Annotated in this window: 15 protein-coding genes; 7 read left to right on the forward strand and 8 right to left on the reverse strand. The window is 58.5% G+C overall.

Annotated features, from left to right (window positions below):
- Positions 1-7 precede the first annotated feature (7 nt).
- The 5 genes from carA to IEW18_RS05335 form a co-directional block, all read right to left on the reverse strand.
- Positions 8-1,102 (reverse strand): glutamine-hydrolyzing carbamoyl-phosphate synthase small subunit, encoded by a 1,095-nt coding sequence (gene carA, locus IEW18_RS05315; RefSeq protein ID WP_188556778.1) that lies wholly within the window; start codon positions 1,100-1,102, stop codon positions 8-10.
- A gap of 532 nt (positions 1,103-1,634) precedes the next feature.
- Positions 1,635-2,774 carry an aspartate aminotransferase family protein gene (locus tag IEW18_RS05320; RefSeq protein ID WP_188556779.1) on the reverse strand — a complete coding sequence of 380 codons (1,140 nt, stop codon included), beginning with the start codon at positions 2,772-2,774 and terminating at the stop codon, positions 1,635-1,637.
- Between the two features lie 181 nt (positions 2,775-2,955).
- Positions 2,956-3,936 (reverse strand): N-acetyl-gamma-glutamyl-phosphate reductase, encoded by a 981-nt coding sequence (gene argC / locus IEW18_RS05325; protein ID WP_188556780.1) that lies wholly within the window; start codon positions 3,934-3,936, stop codon positions 2,956-2,958.
- Positions 3,926-5,119: an argininosuccinate synthase gene (gene argG, locus IEW18_RS05330; RefSeq protein ID WP_188556781.1), complete on the reverse strand. Its 1,194-nt coding sequence runs from the start codon at positions 5,117-5,119 to the stop codon at positions 3,926-3,928. Before argG ends, argC begins: the two co-directional genes overlap by 11 nt.
- A gap of 69 nt (positions 5,120-5,188) precedes the next feature.
- Complete coding sequence (locus IEW18_RS05335; RefSeq protein WP_188556782.1) at positions 5,189-5,761, reverse strand: GNAT family N-acetyltransferase; 573 nt, start codon at positions 5,759-5,761, stop codon at positions 5,189-5,191.
- A 614-nt stretch (positions 5,762-6,375) separates the two neighbouring features.
- Between IEW18_RS05335 and argB the strand changes: the two genes are divergently transcribed.
- The 4 genes from argB (at position 6,376) to IEW18_RS05355 (ending at position 10,766) form a co-directional block, all read left to right on the forward strand.
- The gene (argB, locus tag IEW18_RS05340; protein WP_188556783.1) at positions 6,376-7,161 is read left to right on the forward strand and encodes an acetylglutamate kinase; all 786 of its coding nucleotides are present in this window, start codon (positions 6,376-6,378) and stop codon (positions 7,159-7,161) included.
- Positions 7,146-8,216 carry a M20 family metallo-hydrolase gene (locus IEW18_RS05345; RefSeq protein ID WP_188556784.1) on the forward strand — a complete coding sequence of 357 codons (1,071 nt, stop codon included), beginning with the start codon at positions 7,146-7,148 and terminating at the stop codon, positions 8,214-8,216. Before argB ends, IEW18_RS05345 begins: the two co-directional genes overlap by 16 nt.
- A 113-nt stretch (positions 8,217-8,329) precedes the next feature.
- The gene (argH, locus tag IEW18_RS05350) at positions 8,330-9,628 is read left to right on the forward strand and encodes an argininosuccinate lyase (RefSeq protein WP_188556785.1); all 1,299 of its coding nucleotides are present in this window, start codon (positions 8,330-8,332) and stop codon (positions 9,626-9,628) included.
- Between the two features lie 604 nt (positions 9,629-10,232).
- Entirely contained in the window at positions 10,233-10,766 is a 534-nt protein-coding gene (locus IEW18_RS05355) for a TetR/AcrR family transcriptional regulator (RefSeq protein ID WP_188556786.1), read from the forward strand.
- An 86-nt stretch (positions 10,767-10,852) separates the two neighbouring features.
- Here IEW18_RS05355 and IEW18_RS05360 read toward each other — a convergent pair whose 3' ends face one another.
- A complete protein-coding gene (locus IEW18_RS05360) occupies positions 10,853-11,068 on the reverse strand; it encodes a hypothetical protein (protein ID WP_188556787.1) in 216 nt (71 codons plus the stop codon).
- Between the two features lie 102 nt (positions 11,069-11,170).
- Positions 11,171-12,565 (reverse strand): dihydrolipoyl dehydrogenase, encoded by a 1,395-nt coding sequence (gene lpdA / locus IEW18_RS05365; protein ID WP_229728604.1) that lies wholly within the window; start codon positions 12,563-12,565, stop codon positions 11,171-11,173.
- Between the two features lie 237 nt (positions 12,566-12,802).
- On the opposite strand from lpdA, the gene IEW18_RS05370 reads away from it, so the two are divergent.
- Positions 12,803-13,540 carry a tetratricopeptide repeat protein gene (locus IEW18_RS05370; RefSeq protein ID WP_188556788.1) on the forward strand — a complete coding sequence of 246 codons (738 nt, stop codon included), beginning with the start codon at positions 12,803-12,805 and terminating at the stop codon, positions 13,538-13,540.
- A 206-nt stretch (positions 13,541-13,746) separates the two neighbouring features.
- Here IEW18_RS05370 and IEW18_RS05375 read toward each other — a convergent pair whose 3' ends face one another.
- Positions 13,747-14,982, reverse strand: a complete 1,236-nt coding sequence (locus tag IEW18_RS05375; protein WP_188556789.1) for an NAD(P)/FAD-dependent oxidoreductase — start codon at positions 14,980-14,982, stop codon at positions 13,747-13,749.
- A gap of 144 nt (positions 14,983-15,126) precedes the next feature.
- Here IEW18_RS05375 and fabG point away from each other — a divergent pair, with 144 nt between their 5' ends.
- A complete protein-coding gene (gene fabG / locus IEW18_RS05380) occupies positions 15,127-15,876 on the forward strand; it encodes a 3-oxoacyl-[acyl-carrier-protein] reductase (protein ID WP_188556790.1) in 750 nt (249 codons plus the stop codon).
- A gap of 113 nt (positions 15,877-15,989) precedes the next feature.
- Positions 15,990-17,174, forward strand: coding sequence for an MFS transporter (locus IEW18_RS05385; protein WP_188556791.1), 1,185 nt, complete (start codon positions 15,990-15,992; stop codon positions 17,172-17,174).
- Positions 17,175-17,222: the final 48 nt, after the last annotated feature.

Below are 17,222 nucleotides of genomic sequence, written 5' to 3' on the forward strand. Positions count from 1 at the left end.
TCACCCGTTAGCTGTCTTGCCCGGCCTTATACTCCGCAACCGACTTCAGAAAGTCGTCGAACAGGTACTCCGTATCCTCAGGGCCACCGGCGGCTTCGGGGTGGAACTGGGTGGAGAAGAACGGCTTGCTCTTGTGCTTGATGCCTTCGCAGGTGCCGTCGTTGAGGTTCTCAAACAGCATGGTCCACTCGGCGGGCAGCGTGTCGGTATCCACCGCGAAGCCGTGGTTCTGGCTGGTGATGTAGCTGCGCTTGGTGCCCGAAAGCAGCACCGGCTGGTTGTGGCTGCGGTGGCCGTATTTCAGCTTGAAGGTGTCGCCGCCCGCCGCCAGGCCCATGAGTTGGGAGCCCAGGCAGATGCCGAAGATGGGCTTGTCCTGGCTTAGGGCGGTTTGCAGGTGCTGGATGGTGGCGGTGCACATCTTCGGGTCGCCGGGGCCGTTGCTCAGGAACAGGCCGTCGTAGTCGAGCTGGGTGAAGTCGTAGTCCCAGGGCACCCGAATCAGCTCCACGTCGCGCTGGAGGAAGCAGCGGATGATGTTGGTTTTGGTACCGCAGTCCACTAGCACGATTTTGTGCTGGCCCTGACCGTAGTGCTTTACCTCGGTGGGGCTCACCTGGGCTACCAGGTTGTCCTGGTTGGGGTCGTGCAGCTCTACGTCCTGCCCCCCGGCCACAATCTTGCCCAGCATGGCGCCCTTCTCCCGCAGGATTTTGGTGAGCATGCGCGTATCCACCCCGAAGATGCCGGGGATGTTGTACTCCTTGAGCCAGTCGCCGAGGCTCTTGGCCGCGTTCCAGTGGCTGTGCTCCTCGGAGTAGTAGTTCACTACCAGGCCGGCAATGTGAATCTTGTCCGACTCGAAAATCTTGGAAATCGACTTGTACAGCTCCTCGCCGGGCACGCCGTAGTTGCCCACCATGGGGTAGGTCAGCACCAGAATCTGGCCGGCGAAGGACGGGTCGGTGAGGTTTTCGGGGTAGCCGGTCATGGCCGTGCTGAACACTACCTCGCCCGCGGTCGAAGTAAACGCCCCGAACGAAGTACCCTCGATTGCAGTGCCGTCTTCGAGAATGAGTTTTACCGATTTAGCGTTTTCCACTCTGTTATGCGAAAAAAGGTTTACTCTATGGTTGATTTTCTGCGGTAGTCATGTCCGTGGATTTCCCGTTGCGTGCGCGGAGGCGGCCGCTGTGCCCACCAGCCCTAGCAATGCTACTCGGAAACCGACCTACGGAGGGGGCATGCGCCAATACGGCCTGCCCAATGCCGGGCGCCGGGCGCAGGCGCGGCGGGGCGGCGGCCCGGTTTCGGAACCGCCCGGATACAATTTCGGCTGGAACAGAACCAAACAGTAGAGGTCTATTCCAGCCGAACGGGGGGTAAGCCCAACGGGAGCGAAAGAAGGTAGCTCAATCGGTCCCGCGCCCTGCCGCTCCCAGATGTCAGGCATCGGGAAATCGGGCGGGCACGCCTGCTGAAAGAAAAAGGAAGTGGCCGTTCTTCCGCGGAAAGAACCAGCCGGTTGCTGCGCAATAGTCACCAATGGCAGCGTGCAGCTAATCAGAAGGGGAGCCTGGCTCTTGGGCTTCATCGTGCTACTCATTGGGGCTGCAAGTTAGGTTACAAGTCGTTTACTTTTTCACCTCGGCCGGAATAAGTGTGTACAGCGCCTGCAGGAACCGGTCAACTTCATCCTTGGTGATATTCAAGGGCGGCAGCAGGCGCAGCACCCCAGGGTCGGAGGCATTGCCCACGAAGATGTGGCAGTCGGAGAGCAGCTGGTCGCGCAGGTCCTTGATGGGGAAATCGTACTTGATGCCCACCATCAGGCCCCGGCCGCGGATTTCCTCGGCCCCGGCATTGGCTTCGAGCGCAGTGCGCAGGTAGTCGCCCATTTCGGTGGCGTGGGTTAGCAGGTTTTCCTGCTCGATGACTTCCAGCACGGCCAGCGCGGCGGTACAGGCCAGGTGGTTGCCGCCAAAAGTGGTGCCCAGCAGACCGTAGGAGGCTTTCAGTTCCGGCGCAATCAGGATGCCGCCGATGGGGAAGCCGTTGCCCATGCCCTTGGCCACCGAAACAACGTCGGGGCGGATGCCGGCGTGCTGGTGGGCAAAGAACTTGCCGCTGCGGCCGTAGCCGCTCTGCACTTCGTCGGCAATCAGCAGGGCGCCGTACTGTCGGCACAGCGCCGCCAGCCCTTGCAGGAACTCATCGGAAGGCATGATGATGCCCCCTACCCCCTGAATGGGCTCGATGATGGCCGCGCACACGTCGCCGCCCTGCAGCACCTGCTCTACCGCCGCCAGATCGTACTCCACGAAGGAAATGGCGTGGCCGGCGTTGAAGGGCGCTACAATTTTGGGGTTATCGGTAGCGGCTACCGTCCCGGAAGTACGGCCGTGGAAGGCGCCCTTGAAGGCCACCACGCGCTTCTTGCCGGTGTGGAAGGACGCCAGCTTCAGGGCATTCTCGTTGGCCTCGGCCCCAGAGTTGCACAGAAACAGCGAGTAGTCCGCGTAGCCCGACACCTGGCCCAGCTTCTCGGCCAGCTCCCGCTGAATCGGAATCTGCACCGAGTTGGAGTAGAAGCCGATGTTCTGCAGCTGCTCCGTCAGCCGCTGCACGTAGTGCGGGTGACTGTGGCCGATGCTGATAACGGCGTGCCCGCCGTAGAAATCCAGGTATTCCTGGCCCTTATCGTCCCAAAGTTTCGCCCCCAGCGCCTTTACCGGCGTGATATTGACGAGCGGATATACGTTGAAAAGCTCCATTTTTATAGAAGTGCGAGCTGAGAGGTTAGATGGTAGAAGCAGTTGTCAGAACTCAGGAAAAGACCGTCATTCCGAGCTTGCCGAGGAATCTCGCGTGCTGATGTTGGAGTAGTAATTCGGACGTCAGCACGCGAGATTCCTCGACTTCGCTGCGCTACGCTCGAAATGACGGCCGGTGGGGTTAAAACAGCCCGGCTTTCAGGCCTAGGCCCGTCGTTTCGGGTAGGCCAAACAGCAGGTTCATGTTCTGCACCGCTTGGCCGGAAGCGCCTTTCACGAGGTTGTCAATAACCGAGGTGATGAGCAGTTGCTTGCCGAATTTCTGCACGTGCAGCAGGCACTTGTTGGTGTTCACTACCTGCTTCAAGTGAATTTCCTGGTCCGAAACCGTAGTGAACGGCGCATCAGCGTAGAATTTCCGGTAAAGCTCCTGCGCTTCGTCCTGGGTCAGGTCTGACGGCGTGTAGACGCTGGCGAAGATGCCCCGGGTGAAGTTGCCGCGGTAGGGAATGAAGTGCAGGGCGCTGTCCAGCTGCGGCTGCAGCTGCGCCAGGCTCTCCCCGATTTCGCCGAGGTGCTGGTGGGTGAAGGGCTTGTAGATGGACACATTATTGCTGCGCCAGGAGAAGTGCACCGTCTCCGACAAGCTCTGCCCCGCACCCGTGCTGCCCGTTATAGCCGACACATGCACGTCATCCGCGAGCTTGCCGGCCTGCGCCAGGGGTAGCAGGGCCAGCTGAATGGCCGTGGCGAAGCAGCCGGGGTTGGCAATGCTCTGGGCCTGCTGGATGCGGCTCCGGTTCAGCTCCGGCAACCCGTACACGAACTCCCGCTCCCCGAATTCGGCGTCGGCTTCCAGGCGGAAGTCGTTGCTGAGGTCGATGATGTGCGTTGTTTCGGGCAGCTCGTGCTGGGTCAGCCAAGCCTTGGAGTTGCCGTGGCCCAGGCACAGAAATACTACGTCCTCATCCCCGGCCAGCTCCGACGTAAACACCAGGTCCGTATCGCCCACCAAATCATCGTGGACTTGGTAGACGGGGTTACCGGCGTTAGAAGAGCTGACGATGGCGCCCAACTCCGCGTACTCATGGTGCAGCAGGATGCGGACCAGTTCCCCGGCCGTGTAGCCGGCCCCGCCTACAATACCAACCTTAATTTTCATCGTTAAACGAGGCGTGAATGCGCAGCTGGTTGCTGAATATTTTGATGAAGCCTTTCGCGTCGCGCGAGTCCCAGGCATTGTTTTCCTCGCCGTAGGTCGCCACTTTCGACTGCATCATATCGAAGTCGGACTCAATGCCCAGCAGCTCAAACTGGTAAGGCTTCAGCGTCACGTACACCGTGCCCGACACGCGGGCCTGCGACGACTCCAAGAAAGCCTCCATGTCGCGCATCACCGGGTCGAGGTATTGAGCCTCGTGCAGCAGCGTGCCGTACCAGTTCGCTACGTAGTCTTTGTGCAGTTGCTGCCAGCGGCTGAGCACATGCTTCTCCAACAAATGGTGGCCTTTGATGAGAATCAGCGGGGCCGGAGCCTCAAACCCCACGCGACCCTTGATACCGAGAATCGTGTCGCCCACGTGCACGTCGCGGCCGATGGCGTACTGGCCGGCCAGCTCGTTCAGGGCCACAATCAGGTCCACCGGGTTCATTGCTTCGCCGTTCAGGGCTACCGGCTCGCCTTCTTCGAAGGTGATGCTGATTTCCTGGGGCTCAGTTTTGCTGAGCTGAGTTGGCCAAGCTGATTCCGGCAAGCCCTGGCGGGAAGTCAGGGTTTCAACCCCGCCTACGCTAGTGCCCCAGATGCCTTTGTTGATAGAGTACTTGGCCTTTTCCCAGCTCATCTCTACCCCGTTCTGTTGCAGATACTCAATCTCCTGCTGGCGCGACAGGCCCAGGTCGCGGATGGGCGTAATGATTTCCGTATCGGGCGAAATCACCGAGAAGGCTACATCGAAGCGCACTTGGTCGTTGCCGGCGCCGGTGCTGCCGTGGGCAATGTAGTCAGCCTTGTTTTCGCGGGCGTACTCGGCCAGCGCCAAGCTCTGAAACATTCGCTCCGCGCTGACGCTCAGCGGATACGTGTCGTTTTTCAGAATATTACCTGCCAGCAGATAGCGCAAACATTCCTGGTAGAACCGCTCCGTTACATCAATTACCTCGTGGCGCTTGGAGCCCATTTCGTAGGCGCGCTTTTCGATGCCAGCTAGCTCTTCCTGCGAGAAACCACCCGAGTTAACAATAACCGTGTGGACTTCCAGGCCCAGCTCTTTCGTCAGATAGACGACGCAATAGGATGTATCCAATCCGCCGCTGTAGGCGAGAACTACCTTTTTTTGAGACATGAGAAAATGAGAAGTGAGAAAAGCACCGGGAGAATTGTACTCTAGTCCGTCAGGCGGGCCGTAACAGGCTTAACCTTGCTCCTGACTCAGAATTTCAATGGTTTGCTGGCTGAATTTGTCATTCAGGTTGTCGTACACCATACCCGTGCACAGGCACATTTTGCGCTGATTTTCCATCAGGATGCCGTAGTTTTTACAGCTTGAGCAGCCTTTCCAAAAGTCGTCGCTTTGGGTGAGCTCAGGGAAAGTTACCGGCCGGTACCCCAGCTCATTGTTGATCTTCATCACGGCCGCTGAGGTAGTGATACCGAAGATTTTAGCTTCCGGATATTTCGTGCGCGAGAGCTCAAACACGCGGTGCTTGATGGCGCGCCCCAGTCCCTCCTTCCGGAGCTCGGTATTTACAATCAAGCCCGAGTTGACCACGAACTTGTTGTCCTCAAAGGTTTCGATGTAGCAGAAGCCAGCCAACTGCTCATCAAGGAAGGCAATGATAGAATCGCCCCGCTCCATCTTCTTTTTCAGATAGTTAGGGTCGCGCTTGGCAATGCCAACGCCGCGCGATTTGGCAGATTCCTCATACCACTGACAAAGGGTATCCACGTACTGCACATCGGCAGCATGGGCGACTCGTAAAAGCATGGTCGAAGCTCGGTTGGTTGCCTTGGTATACGGCAACAGACACGGGAAGACGATAGACAAAGGGCTGAAAACGCCGTTTTTAGCTGAAGCTAGGCCATTGCCAGCGCAGAAGCTGGTGGCAGAAATAGAGCCCGGAAAAGCAAGGAGGCCAGGACGGCAAACCGCCGGAGCAGTTAGGCGAAATTTGGCCGGGGGAGGTGCACGGAGGCTTACACTCGTGTCAATTCGTTATTCGTAGAACCTTTCTTCAGTAGGGCGTTACTTTCAGAGCCCTATCGTCGGTTGTTATTGCACTAAAAATGCCGACGAGATATTGCATGCCAGCGTTTAAGCTGGCATTGTTCGCACGACCAGGTTGGGTCGTCGCAGAAGCGCAATAGAAGAGAGACGAATCATGAAGACTGCCGGTGGGCAAGGGAGGTGTTTCTGCGGTTTAAAATGAATAGGACCGCTAAATCGTTGCAAAACTAGATGTTTTTTTTCGGAAACTTTGCTGGCCCGGTGGCAAAAAAAGCGCCGACCTGTGCGCTGTTTGCCTAGGCAGTTAGCCGGGCTGCACCTTCATTTTGGCGGCAATTGCCCCTGTACGGCCCGTTTTTCTCCTCTACTTTTTTATGCGCGAAGGCCTGAAAATTTTCAAGATTGGCGGTGGTATCATCGACGATGCCGCTGAGTTAAGCCAATTTCTGACCCAGTTTGCCCAGGTGCCAGGCCACAAAATGCTGGTGCACGGCGGCGGCAAAGGTGCTAGTCAAATGCTGGCTGATTTGGGCATTGAGCCGAAAATGGTGCAAGGCCGCCGCATCACCGACGCCCCTACCCTCGACATCGTGACCATGTTTTACGCGGGCAAAACCAACAAGCAAGTAGTGGCGCTGCTACAAGCCAGCGGCGTCCATGCCCTGGGCCTTTCCGGCGCCGACGGCAACGCCATCCGGGCCGTAAAGCGGCCGGTACAGGACATTGACTACGGTTTTGTGGGCAACCTGCCCGAGGGTAGCATCAACGCGCAGCTGCTGGAGTTGCTGCTGCAGGCGGGCATCACGCCGGTGTTCTGTGCCATTACCCACGACGGCCGCGGCCAGCTGCTCAACACCAACGCCGACACCATTGCCGCTACCCTGGCCCGAGCGCTGGCCGGCCAGTATGAGGTGGAGCTGCACTTCTGCTTCGAGAAGGACGGCGTGTTGCGCGACATCAACGACGACACCTCCGTGATACCGCAGATTACCGCCCAGCAGTACCAGCACCTGAAAGCCGAGGGCATTATTGCCGCCGGCATGGTGCCCAAGCTGGACAACGCCTTTGCCGCCCTGGAGGCTGGCGTGGAACGGGTGGTAATTGAAAACGCCCTAAAAATCAATGAACCCGTAAAAACTGTGCTATGTCGGAGCAACTAGCGCGGCTGACCGAGGACGCCATTGCGCTGCTGCAAGAGCTGATCAGGACGCCTTCCCTTTCGCGGGAAGAAGCCCAAACGGCGGAGTTGATTTTCCGGTTTCTGGCCTCCCACGGCGCCCAGCCCCACCGAGACAAAAACAACGTCTGGGCCGTATCGAAGCACGTTGACGCCAGCAAGCCCACCATTCTGCTGAACTCCCACCATGACACGGTAAAGCCCGGCACCACCTGGACCTACGACCCGTTCGGGGCCACCGTGGAAGGCGACAAACTAACCGGCCTGGGCAGCAATGACGCGGGCGCTTCGGCCGTGAGCTTACTCGCCACGTTTTTGCACTTGTACAAGCGCACTGACCTGGCTTACAACCTGATTTGCGCCATTACGGCGGAGGAGGAAGTGTCGGGCGCGAACGGTATCCGAAGTGTGCTACCCCAGTTAGGACCTATCGACTTGGGCATTGTGGGCGAGCCAACACAGATGGACCTAGCCATTGCTGAAAAAGGTTTGGTAGTCCTCGACTGCGTGGCCCACGGCCGCACCGGCCACGCCGCCCGGGAAGAGGGCGACAATGCTTTGTACAAAGCCGTGACCGATATTCGCTGGTTTGAGCAGTTCCGCTTTCCGCAGGTTTCACCGCTGCTGGGCCCCGTGAAGATGACGGTAACCCAGATTCAGGCAGGCTCCCAGCACAATGTGGTGCCCGACCGGTGCACTTTCGTGGTGGATGTGCGCACAAACGAGTGCTACGCCAACCAGGAGGTAGTGGAACTGGTGCGGCAGCACGTCACCTCCGACGTTACCCCCCGCTCCACTCACCTCAACTCCTCCCGCATCGACCTGAGCCACCCCCTCGTGCAGCGGGGCGTAGCCCAGGGCCGGCGCCCGTTCGGCTCGGCTACCCTCTCCGACCAAAGCATGATGCCCTTTACCACCGTCAAAGTCGGCCCCGGCGACTCGGCCCGCTCGCACACGCCCGATGAGTATATTCTACTTAGTGAAATCCGGGCGGGCGTGCAGGGCTACGTAGCTTTGCTGGACGGGCTGCGGTTATGAGGTAGCGCGAACGGGGTAGTTCGCGTGCCTCCAGCGTAACCTCTTTGCATATTCCACGGTCACATAGAACCGTACACACGCGAACCACCCCGTTCGCGCCACACCATCACGACATGAAAATCTGGGATAAGGGCATTGCCGTCGATAAAAAGATTGAACAATTTACCGTGGGCCGCGACCGGGAACTGGATAGGTACCTGGCGCAATTCGACGTGCAGGCTTCCAAAGCCCAGGCTAACATGCTGGCCCGGGCCGGTCTGCTTTCCGAAGCGGAAAACCAGCAGCTGCAGCAGGGCCTGACGGAGCTGGCCGCGCAAATTGAAGACGGTACCTTTCTCATCGAGGAAGACTTTGAGGATGTACATTCCAAAATTGAGTACTACCTGACGGAGAAGTTCGGTGACGCGGGCAAGAAAATTCACACGGCCCGCTCCCGCAACGACCAAGTGCTCACGGCTATTCAGCTGTTTCTGAAGGACTACACCGCGCGCGCTACCGCCAAAACGTTGGAGCTGGTGCAGGTGCTGCTGCAGAAAGCCGAAACCCACCAAGCCGACCTGATGCCGGGCTACACCCACTTCCAGGCCGCCATGCCCAGCTCCTTTGGGCTGTGGTTTTCGGCTTACGCGGAGCACCTATTGCTGGACCTGGCCTTGTTCGAGGCGGCCCACGCCGTGGCCGACCAAAACCCGCTGGGCTCGGGCGCGGGCTTCGGCAGCTCCTTTCCCATCGACCGACTTCAGACTACGCGGGAAATGGGCTTCGGTAATCTGGCCGTGAGCAGCGTGGGCGCCCAGATGCTGCGGGGCAAAACGGAAAAAACGGTGGCGTTTGCGTTGGCAGGCATGGCCGCTACCCTGGCCAAAATGGCCTACGACCTGGTGCTCTACAACGGGCAGGACATGGCGTTTGTGGAGCTGCCGGCAGCTTTTACCACCGGCTCCAGCATTATGCCCCACAAGAAAAACCCCGACGTGTTTGAGCTGATTCGGGCCCGCTGCAACGCCTTGCAGGCCCTGCCCAACACGCTAATGCTGGCCACCAGCAACCTACCCAGCGGCTACCACCGCGACTTCCAGATTCTGAAGGAGCTACTCTTCGAGCCCATGACGCAATTTCTGGACATTCTCGACATTGTGCTGTTTGCCTTACCCCAGCTGCGCATCAAGCCCAACCTGCTGAACCAGGAGAAATACGACGCCGTGTTCACCGTGGAGAATATCAACCAGCTTATACAAGCCGGCACCCCGTTCCGCACCGCCTACAAGCAGGTGGGCCAAGCTGTGGAAGAAGGCAGCTACGTGCCCCACAAGGACTTTCACACGACGCACCTAGGTAGCGTGCACAACCTCGGGCTGGCCGAAATTCAAGCGAAAGTAGACCGGTTCAAAGAGAATACCCGCATGCGCTAACCAGCCGCCAAGAATACTTTAGGGTTGAAGACAGCTACCCGGTTGAAACCTTTACTTTCTCACCAAACAACCAATTGGAAGCAGAAGAGGTACTCGACTTAAGGCTTTAGAAGCCATGACAAAATTTTAAACATATTGTATAAAACTCATACTGTCAATTGTTTGCAGAGTAAAATCATTAAGGTGAGTGATTACTTACAATAAAAAAGTGAGCTACTACTTACTAGTTTCAGAAATTCTGCTTAATATTGCTCTCACTATCAGACAGCGATTCCCACTAATTGTTCGATAGGCAATTCCCACGCCCCGTTTACCCGGATGTACTCCCACCCTCATCCGGAATCCTTCAAGAACCGCGCGGCCCTGCCCCCGGCCTCGCCGCTCGCAGGTTTTTGAATCCCACGTAGCCGGCCGATTTGGTGCTCCCAAATCGGCCGGCTTCTGTTTTTAGCCGAGTTCAGCAACCGGCAACGCGGACTTAAAAACACCGTTTCTAAAAAAAATAGCGCGTTTTAGCTCGCATAGACCGAACTTGCAGTGTTCCTACTAGTAGTAGAAAGAAAGACTACGCGGCGTAGTGCCATCACATTGAACTTGTCTGTCTATGACTAACCGCAAACAGCACATTGCAGAAATAGCATTGCAGCTATTTGGGGAAAAAGGCTTTGAGAATACCTCCACGCAGCTGATTGCCAAGGCGGCGGGCGTTTCAGAAGCGCTTATTTTCAAGCACTTCGGCTCGAAAGACCAACTCCTGGAATTCGTTATCCGCAATGGCTACAAGCGCATTATAGAGGATAACCGCGGCGGCTTGGCCGAGCCTGATCCGCTGGCGTTTATTTACAGCGTTATTGAATTGCCCTTTAAGCTGGTGCAGGCCGAGCCCCACTTCTGGAAGCTCCAGTACCGCCTGGCCGACTCGGAAATGGCCCGCCAGCAGCACGAGCGGTTTATGAAACCCGTACCCGCCCTGCTTCGGGAGGCATTCAAAAAGCTGAGCTACGCTGACCCCGACAAAGAAACCGAGCTGCTGCTGCTGCTGGTTGAGGCGTTATGGAAGCAAGAAGCCACTAAAACCGAAGAGCACGGCCGGGATATGCTGGACTTCATCAAGGGAAAATACCGCGCCCAACAGTAGCCTTACTGCAAAGTACGTGTAAGCCAAAAACCCAACTACCCCGGCCAGCATGGCCGGGGTAGTTGGGTTTTTGGCTTACAGTTGATCTACGATTTCTGATCTAGCCGGGAAAAGAACTTGAGCCCGATAAGAAGGAGAGCAACCACCATCAGCAACAAACCCAACAGCCGGACACTAGCAAAAACACCCGTATCCGAGGACATCACCTCGCCCCGAATCATGCCAATTGAGCCGGCAATCTGGAGCACAAAGCCCAGGATAAACAGCGAAAACAACTTAACAAAGGAGGGTAGCCATTTCATAATAGCAGAATAATAGCGGGTCGGTCGAGAAGTACGGAGGTAAAGCAAAAGCCCCGCTCAAAGGCTGAGCAGGGCTTTTTAGGTAGCCTACGCCACCAATTTTTACAGGTGAATCACCTCGCCGTAGGCAGCCGCGGCGGCCTCCATCACGGCCTCCGACATGGTGGGGTGCGGGTGCACGGCCTTGATGATTTCGTGGCCGGTGGTTTCGAGCTTGCGTGCTACTACCACTTCGGCAATCATTTCGGTTACGTTGGAGCCAATCATGTGGGCGCCCAGCCACTCGCCGTACTTCTTGTCGAAAATCACCTTCACGAAGCCGTCCTTAACGCCGCCCGCGGAGGCTTTGCCGGAGGCCGAGAAGGGGAATTTGCCCACCAGAATGTCGTAACCCTGCTTTTTGGCTTCTTCTTCGGTGAGGCCTACCGAGGCAATTTCCGGCGAGGCGTAGGTGCAGCCGGGAATGTTCTGGTAGTTAAGCGGCTCGGGGTGGTGACCGGCAATTTTCTCAACGCAGATAATTCCTTCCGCCGAAGCGACGTGCGCCAGCGCCGGGCCGGGCACAATGTCGCCGATGGCGAAGATGCCGGGCACGTTGGTCTGGTAGTAGTCGTCCACGATGACGCGGCCTTTCTCCACCTTAATGCCCAGTTCTTCCAGGCCCAGGTTTTCGAGGTTGGTTACTACCCCGGCGGCGCTCAGCACTACGTCGCAGGCAATTTGCTGCTCGCCTTTGGCCGTTTTAATGGTCACGTTGCAGCCTTCGCCGGTCGTATCCACCTTGGTTACTTCCGCGCTGGTCAGCACGTTGACACCAATTTTCTTGAAGGATTTCTCCATCTGGCGCGATACTTCCTCGTCTTCCACGGGCACGATGCGGGGCAGGTATTCTACCACCGTTACCTCGGAGCCCATGGTGCGGTAGAAGTAGGCAAACTCGACGCCGATGGCACCGGAACCTACTACCACGAGGCGCTTGGGCAGGGCCGGCAGCACCATGGCCTGGCGGTACCCAATGATTTTTTTGCCGTCGATGGGCAAGGCGGGCAGCTCGCGCGAGCGGGCGCCGGTGGCCAGGATAATGGACTTGGCTTCCACGGTTTCCTTGCCGCCGTCGGCCTTGGTTACCTCTACCTTGCCGGGGGCCAGCAGCTTGCCGGTACCCGATACCACGTCGATTTTATTCTTCTTGAACAGGAAGTTGATGCCCTTGCTCATGCCGTCGGCCACGCCCCGGCTGCGCTGAATTACGGCGCCGAAATCGTAGCCAACGCCTTCCGCCTTCAGACCGTAGTCGCCGGCGTGGTTGAGGTACTCAAATACCTGGGCGCTCTTGAGCAGGGCTTTGGTGGGAATGCAGCCCCAGTTGAGGCAGATGCCGCCGAGCGACTCCCGCTCTACCACGCCTACTTTCAAGCCCAGCTGCGAAGCCCGGATAGCGGCTACGTAGCCGCCGGGGCCGCTGCCGATAACGACCAGGTCGTATTGCAATGCCATGTTGTGTTCGGTTGAAGGTTAAGAAAGAAGGGCCACTGCCGCATCAGGCGGGCAGGTAGCCCGGCAAAGATAGGCAGGCCGCGCTACTCCGCCACGTTGCCCGCTCACGCAGGCGCTGGCCAGTGCCCGACAAAATTTTGGGGCTAGTCATGGCCATTGCTGAGGGCGGCGCGTACAAGGGCCCAAACTTCGTTTGGCGGTATTTTTGCCGCTTGCTTTTTCTCCTGAATTTCTCTTATGAAGGCACCCATACTTTCTCTGGCAACCTGTCTTACGTTGCTTTTTCTGACGGATTGCGCCCGCACTACCACGGAGGTAGAGCGCCCTACTTCCGCGGCCCGCAATGTGGCCCGCGAAACCTCCGTGGCCCAAGCCGCCGACTCGGCCGCGCGGCCCGCGGCCGGGGTAACTGCTACGGCTTCCGTGGCCCCTACCCCGCCCCTGCCGGTAGAGCCCGCCGCCCGCAAAAGCAACGCCGATTACCGGGCCGATATCCGGACGGCGGACGTGGCGCTCAAGGCCAAGCCCCGCGACTTTGACGCCCTGCTGGCCCGCGCCAAGGCCAAGAGCCACCTGAAAGACTACCGCGAAGCCGTAACCGACTATAACGCGGCGTTGCGGCTGAAGCCCACCAACGCGGAGGCTTATTACAACCGGGGCCTCAACCGCCTCAAGCTCAAGGAGTACAGCGCTGCCATCGTGGACTTTGGCAAGGCCGTGAAATACAATCCCCAGGATAAGGAAGCGTATTTCGGCCGCGGAGCTGCTAAAATGCAGATGTTCAACTTCAAAAGCGCTATTCCGGACTTCACCAAGGCCATCAGCATCGACCCCTCTTACGCCGATGCCTACGAGTACCGGGGCATTAGCTACGCATCCATCAACAAGCCCGCCGAAGCCAAAGCCGACCTGGAAAAAGCTACCCAGCTCAACCCAGAGGCGGAAAAGAGCTTACGCCGCTACGCTGGGAAGTAGTGAGGTAGTAGCTAAGTCATTTAGCGACTGAGTGAAGTAAATCCGCCCGTCATCCGGAAGAGAGCGAAGGCCCTTGTCACGTTAGAACGACAGCCGTTTTGACGTGATAAGGGCCTTGGCTTGGCTCAGGTTGACGGGCGGGTTTGTGCGGATGCTCTGGCTTTGCTTTGACCTTATTTCCTACCCTCACCCCCTCCTTTCCCTTCTCACCGTCCTAACAGTAGCTTCACGTAAAAGCTAGGTTGGCGGAGCCTTTCGCGCAGGTCCAGGTCAAGAAACATGTTGCTGATGGTTTCGGCCAGGGTGGGGTTGTTGGCGGCGCGGTTGGCCACGAAGTTGAACAGCCAGGGGTAATTCAGTAGGTGCTGCATGCCCCGGCTAAGCCGCAGTTCCTGCCACAAGCGGTTGTACACGGCCGCGTCGTAGCCCTTCAGGAAGTCTGCGGTGAAGTTTTGCGCCGCCAGAGCCCGGCCGGCCCAGTCGGCGGCGTGGCGCCCCGATACCATGGCGTGGCTAATGCCTTCCCCGGAAAACGGGTCGATGAGGGAGCCGGCGTCGCCGAGCAGCAGGTAGCCGGAACCGGAAAGCGGACGGCGGCGGGAGCCCAGAGGCAGCCCGAACCCGCGCACTGGCCCGAGCCTCTCGGCGCCGGCAAACCGGTCTTTCAGGGCGGGGTGAGTACGCAGCATTTCCTCCAGCCGCTCGCGCAGCTTCACCTTTTTCTTTGAAACCGCTTCGGTGAGCATGCCTACCCCCACATTGGCCTCGCCATTGGGCAGAGGGAAAACCCAGAGGTAGCCCGGCAGAAAATCCTTGATGAAGTGGAGCTCGATAAAGTTATCGGGGTGCAGGCCCGTGACGCCCCGGTAGTAGGCCCGTAGGCCGGCGCAGTGGTGGGCAGGCTCCAGCTCATGGCCCCCAACCTGGCGGGCAAAGCTGGATTGGGCCCCGTTGGCAACCAGCAGCAGTTTTGCTACGGCAATTTCCTGACCATCGGCGGCTAGCAGGCGCCAACGCCCATCCGGCAATTGCTCGTGGCGGGCTACGTCTACGTTTTCGCGGAAGTCAATTTCCGGGTGCCGACGAACTTCTTCAATCAGAAAGTTATCGAAGTGCAGGCGCTTGCTGATGTGGCCGGCGGCCTGGTCCTGAGCAGGGTTGTATTTCGGTTTGAAGGGTACGGCTAGGCGGCGGCCGTTGGGGGCGTAAAAATCGATACCCCAGCTGGGCAGCTGAATCGGCTCGGCAGCTAGGCGGGCGGGCAGCGCCTCCCCAATCCGGCGCAACTCGTTGATAACTTTGCCACTTAGAGCATCACCGCACACTTTGTCGCGGGGAAACGTGGCGCGGTCGAGGAGCAGGCAGCGGTGGCCGGCATTGGCCAGGTGCAGGGCGGCCGTGGCGCCGCCAGGACCGGCTCCCAGGATACAGATATCGGTCATTCTGAGCGGTTAGCAGTTAGCTAGTGGCTGCTTATTCTTCTTTCAGGGCAAGCAAAGCCGGCGCAAGCTACGCACCTTACGGGTTTGTTGCTTTCGGATTTTCAGTTGGAGAAGCTACCAGCTTCTATTCCTATCTTCGCCGGCATGACAAAACAGCTTGACGGGAAAGTGGCCCTGATTACGGGCGCTTCCAAAGGAATTGGCCGCGCCATTGCGGTGTATTTTGCCCAGCAGGGCGCCCAGGTAGCCTTCACCTACCTTTCCAGCGTGGAAAAAGGCCAGCAGCTGGAGCAGGAGCTTTCCGCCCACGGCACCAAAGTGAAAGGCTTCCGCTCCGACGCGTCCATTTACGCCGAAGCCGAGAAACTGGTGGATGAGGTAGTGGCCGAGTTTGGCAAGCTGGATATTCTGGTCAACAACGCCGGCATCACGCAGGATGGACTGCTCATGCGCATGAGCGAGCAGCAGTGGGACCAGGTGCTGGCCGTAAACCTGAAATCGGTGTTCAACCTCACCAAAGCCGCCACCAAGCCCATGATGCGCGCCAAAACGGGCAGCATCGTGAACATGACCTCCGTGGTAGGCATTAAGGGCAACGCCGGCCAGGCTAATTACGCCGCTTCCAAAGCCGGTATCATTGGCTTTACCAAGTCGGTGGCGCTGGAGTTGGGCTCGCGCAACATCCGCTGCAACGCCATTGCGCCCGGCTTTATCGAAACCGAAATGACCGATGCCCTCGACCAGAAGCAGGTAGATGAGTGGCGCAAAGCCATTCCGCTCAAGCGCGGCGGCACGCCCGAAGACGTAGCCAAAGCCACCGCTTTCCTGGCTTCCGAAGAGTCGGCTTACATCACGGGCCAAGTCTTGCAGGTGGATGGCGGCATGCTGACTTAGGGCAGCTTACTTTTGAACAAGTACAGTACGTGTCGGGTTGTACGGGCTTGCGAAGCGGGCCGGTTAGCCCGACACGTTTTTTGTTGCGCACGCCGCTGCCTCCTACCCCTGCTATGAAATCGAAACTTGTATTACTCCCTCTCATGCTGGGTGGGTTCGGCATTGGCATGACTGAGTTCGTCATGATGGGCATTCTGCCCGATATTGCCCGCGCCATGCGCATCAGCATTCCCGATGCCGGCCACTTCATTTCGGCCTACGCCCTGGGGGTAGTGGTGGGGGCGCCGCTGCTGGTGGCCCTCACCGGCAAGCTGCCCCCACGCAAAATTCTGGCCTTGCTCATGGCCTTGTTTGCCGTTGGCAATGGGCTGTCGGTGCTGGCCTCGTCGTACCACCTGATGCTGCTGACGCGCTTTGTTTCGGGGCTGCCGCACGGGGCGTTCTTTGGGGTAGGCGCCGTGGTGGCGGGCCGCCTGGCGCAGCCGGGCAAGGAAGCCCAGGCCATTTCCATCATGTTTGCGGGCCTCACCTTCGCCAACATCATCGGGGTGCCCATTGGCACGTACTTGGGCCATCATTTCAGCTGGCGAATTCCGTTTGTGCTCATAGTGGTGGTGGCGCTACTGACGGTGGTGAGCGTGCAGCGCCTGATGCCCAACTTAGCGGCCCGGGAAACCAATCTGCGCAAGGAATTTCACGCGTTTACCAAACTAGAGCCCTGGCTGATTATCGGGATTACGGTGCTGGGTAACGGGGGCTTTTTCGCGTGGTTTAGCTACATCGTGCCGTTATTTACGGAAGTAAGCGGGTTTGGTACCAGCACCGTAGCCTTTCTGATGGTGCTGGCTGGCGTGGGTATGGCCCTGGGAAACCTGCTGGGCGGTTGGCTCACCGACCGGATGTCGCCGCTGCGGGCCACTACCTTCCTGCTGGCGGCCATGACGGCATCCCTGCTGCTGGTGCCCGTGGCCGCGCCCTACCCGCTCCCAACGGTGCTGATGACCATGCTCACGGGGGCGCTGGCTTTCTCAACGGCCGCGCCTATCCAAATGCTGATGATTCGCTCGGCCAAAGGTTCGGAAATGCTGGCTTCTTCCCTGAGCCAATCGGGCTTTAACACGGGCAATGCCTTGGGCGCGTACCTGGGCGGCCTGCCTATTGCCGCCGGCCTGGGGTACACCTCCCCCGACTGGGTAGGGGCGGCGCTGGTGGCGGGCGGCATTCTGTTTTGCGTAGCGCTGGTTTTGCGGCGGCGGAATCAGGCCGCGCCACAGCCGGAAGTGGCAGTTGTTGGTTAACGTACTACCAATCCATCAGGCGCTTACCTTGGTAGCATCCAACTCTGT

It is taken from the genome of Hymenobacter glacieicola, from assembly GCF_014640315.1.
In the GTDB taxonomy this organism is placed as follows: Bacteria; Bacteroidota; Bacteroidia; order Cytophagales; family Hymenobacteraceae; genus Hymenobacter; species Hymenobacter glacieicola.

Coding starts and splice junctions, on each gene's coding strand:
- lpdA (WP_229728604.1), bottom strand. CDS start 12,565: ATGGCATTGCAATACGACCTGGTCGTTATCGGCAGCGGCCCCGGCGGC.
- IEW18_RS05370 (WP_188556788.1), top strand. CDS start 12,803: ATGAAGGCACCCATACTTTCTCTGGCAACCTGTCTTACGTTGCTTTTT.
- IEW18_RS05320 (WP_188556779.1), bottom strand. CDS start 2,774: ATGGAGCTTTTCAACGTATATCCGCTCGTCAATATCACGCCGGTAAAG.
- IEW18_RS05335 (WP_188556782.1), bottom strand. CDS start 5,761: ATGCTTTTACGAGTCGCCCATGCTGCCGATGTGCAGTACGTGGATACC.
- IEW18_RS05345 (WP_188556784.1), top strand. CDS start 7,146: ATGTCGGAGCAACTAGCGCGGCTGACCGAGGACGCCATTGCGCTGCTG.
- argG (WP_188556781.1), bottom strand. CDS start 5,119: ATGTCTCAAAAAAAGGTAGTTCTCGCCTACAGCGGCGGATTGGATACA.
- IEW18_RS05385 (WP_188556791.1), top strand. CDS start 15,990: ATGAAATCGAAACTTGTATTACTCCCTCTCATGCTGGGTGGGTTCGGC.
- IEW18_RS05355 (WP_188556786.1), top strand. CDS start 10,233: ATGACTAACCGCAAACAGCACATTGCAGAAATAGCATTGCAGCTATTT.
- fabG (WP_188556790.1), top strand. CDS start 15,127: ATGACAAAACAGCTTGACGGGAAAGTGGCCCTGATTACGGGCGCTTCC.
- IEW18_RS05375 (WP_188556789.1), bottom strand. CDS start 14,982: ATGACCGATATCTGTATCCTGGGAGCCGGTCCTGGCGGCGCCACGGCC.
- argB (WP_188556783.1), top strand. CDS start 6,376: ATGCGCGAAGGCCTGAAAATTTTCAAGATTGGCGGTGGTATCATCGAC.
- IEW18_RS05360 (WP_188556787.1), bottom strand. CDS start 11,068: ATGAAATGGCTACCCTCCTTTGTTAAGTTGTTTTCGCTGTTTATCCTG.
- argC (WP_188556780.1), bottom strand. CDS start 3,936: ATGAAAATTAAGGTTGGTATTGTAGGCGGGGCCGGCTACACGGCCGGG.
- argH (WP_188556785.1), top strand. CDS start 8,330: ATGAAAATCTGGGATAAGGGCATTGCCGTCGATAAAAAGATTGAACAA.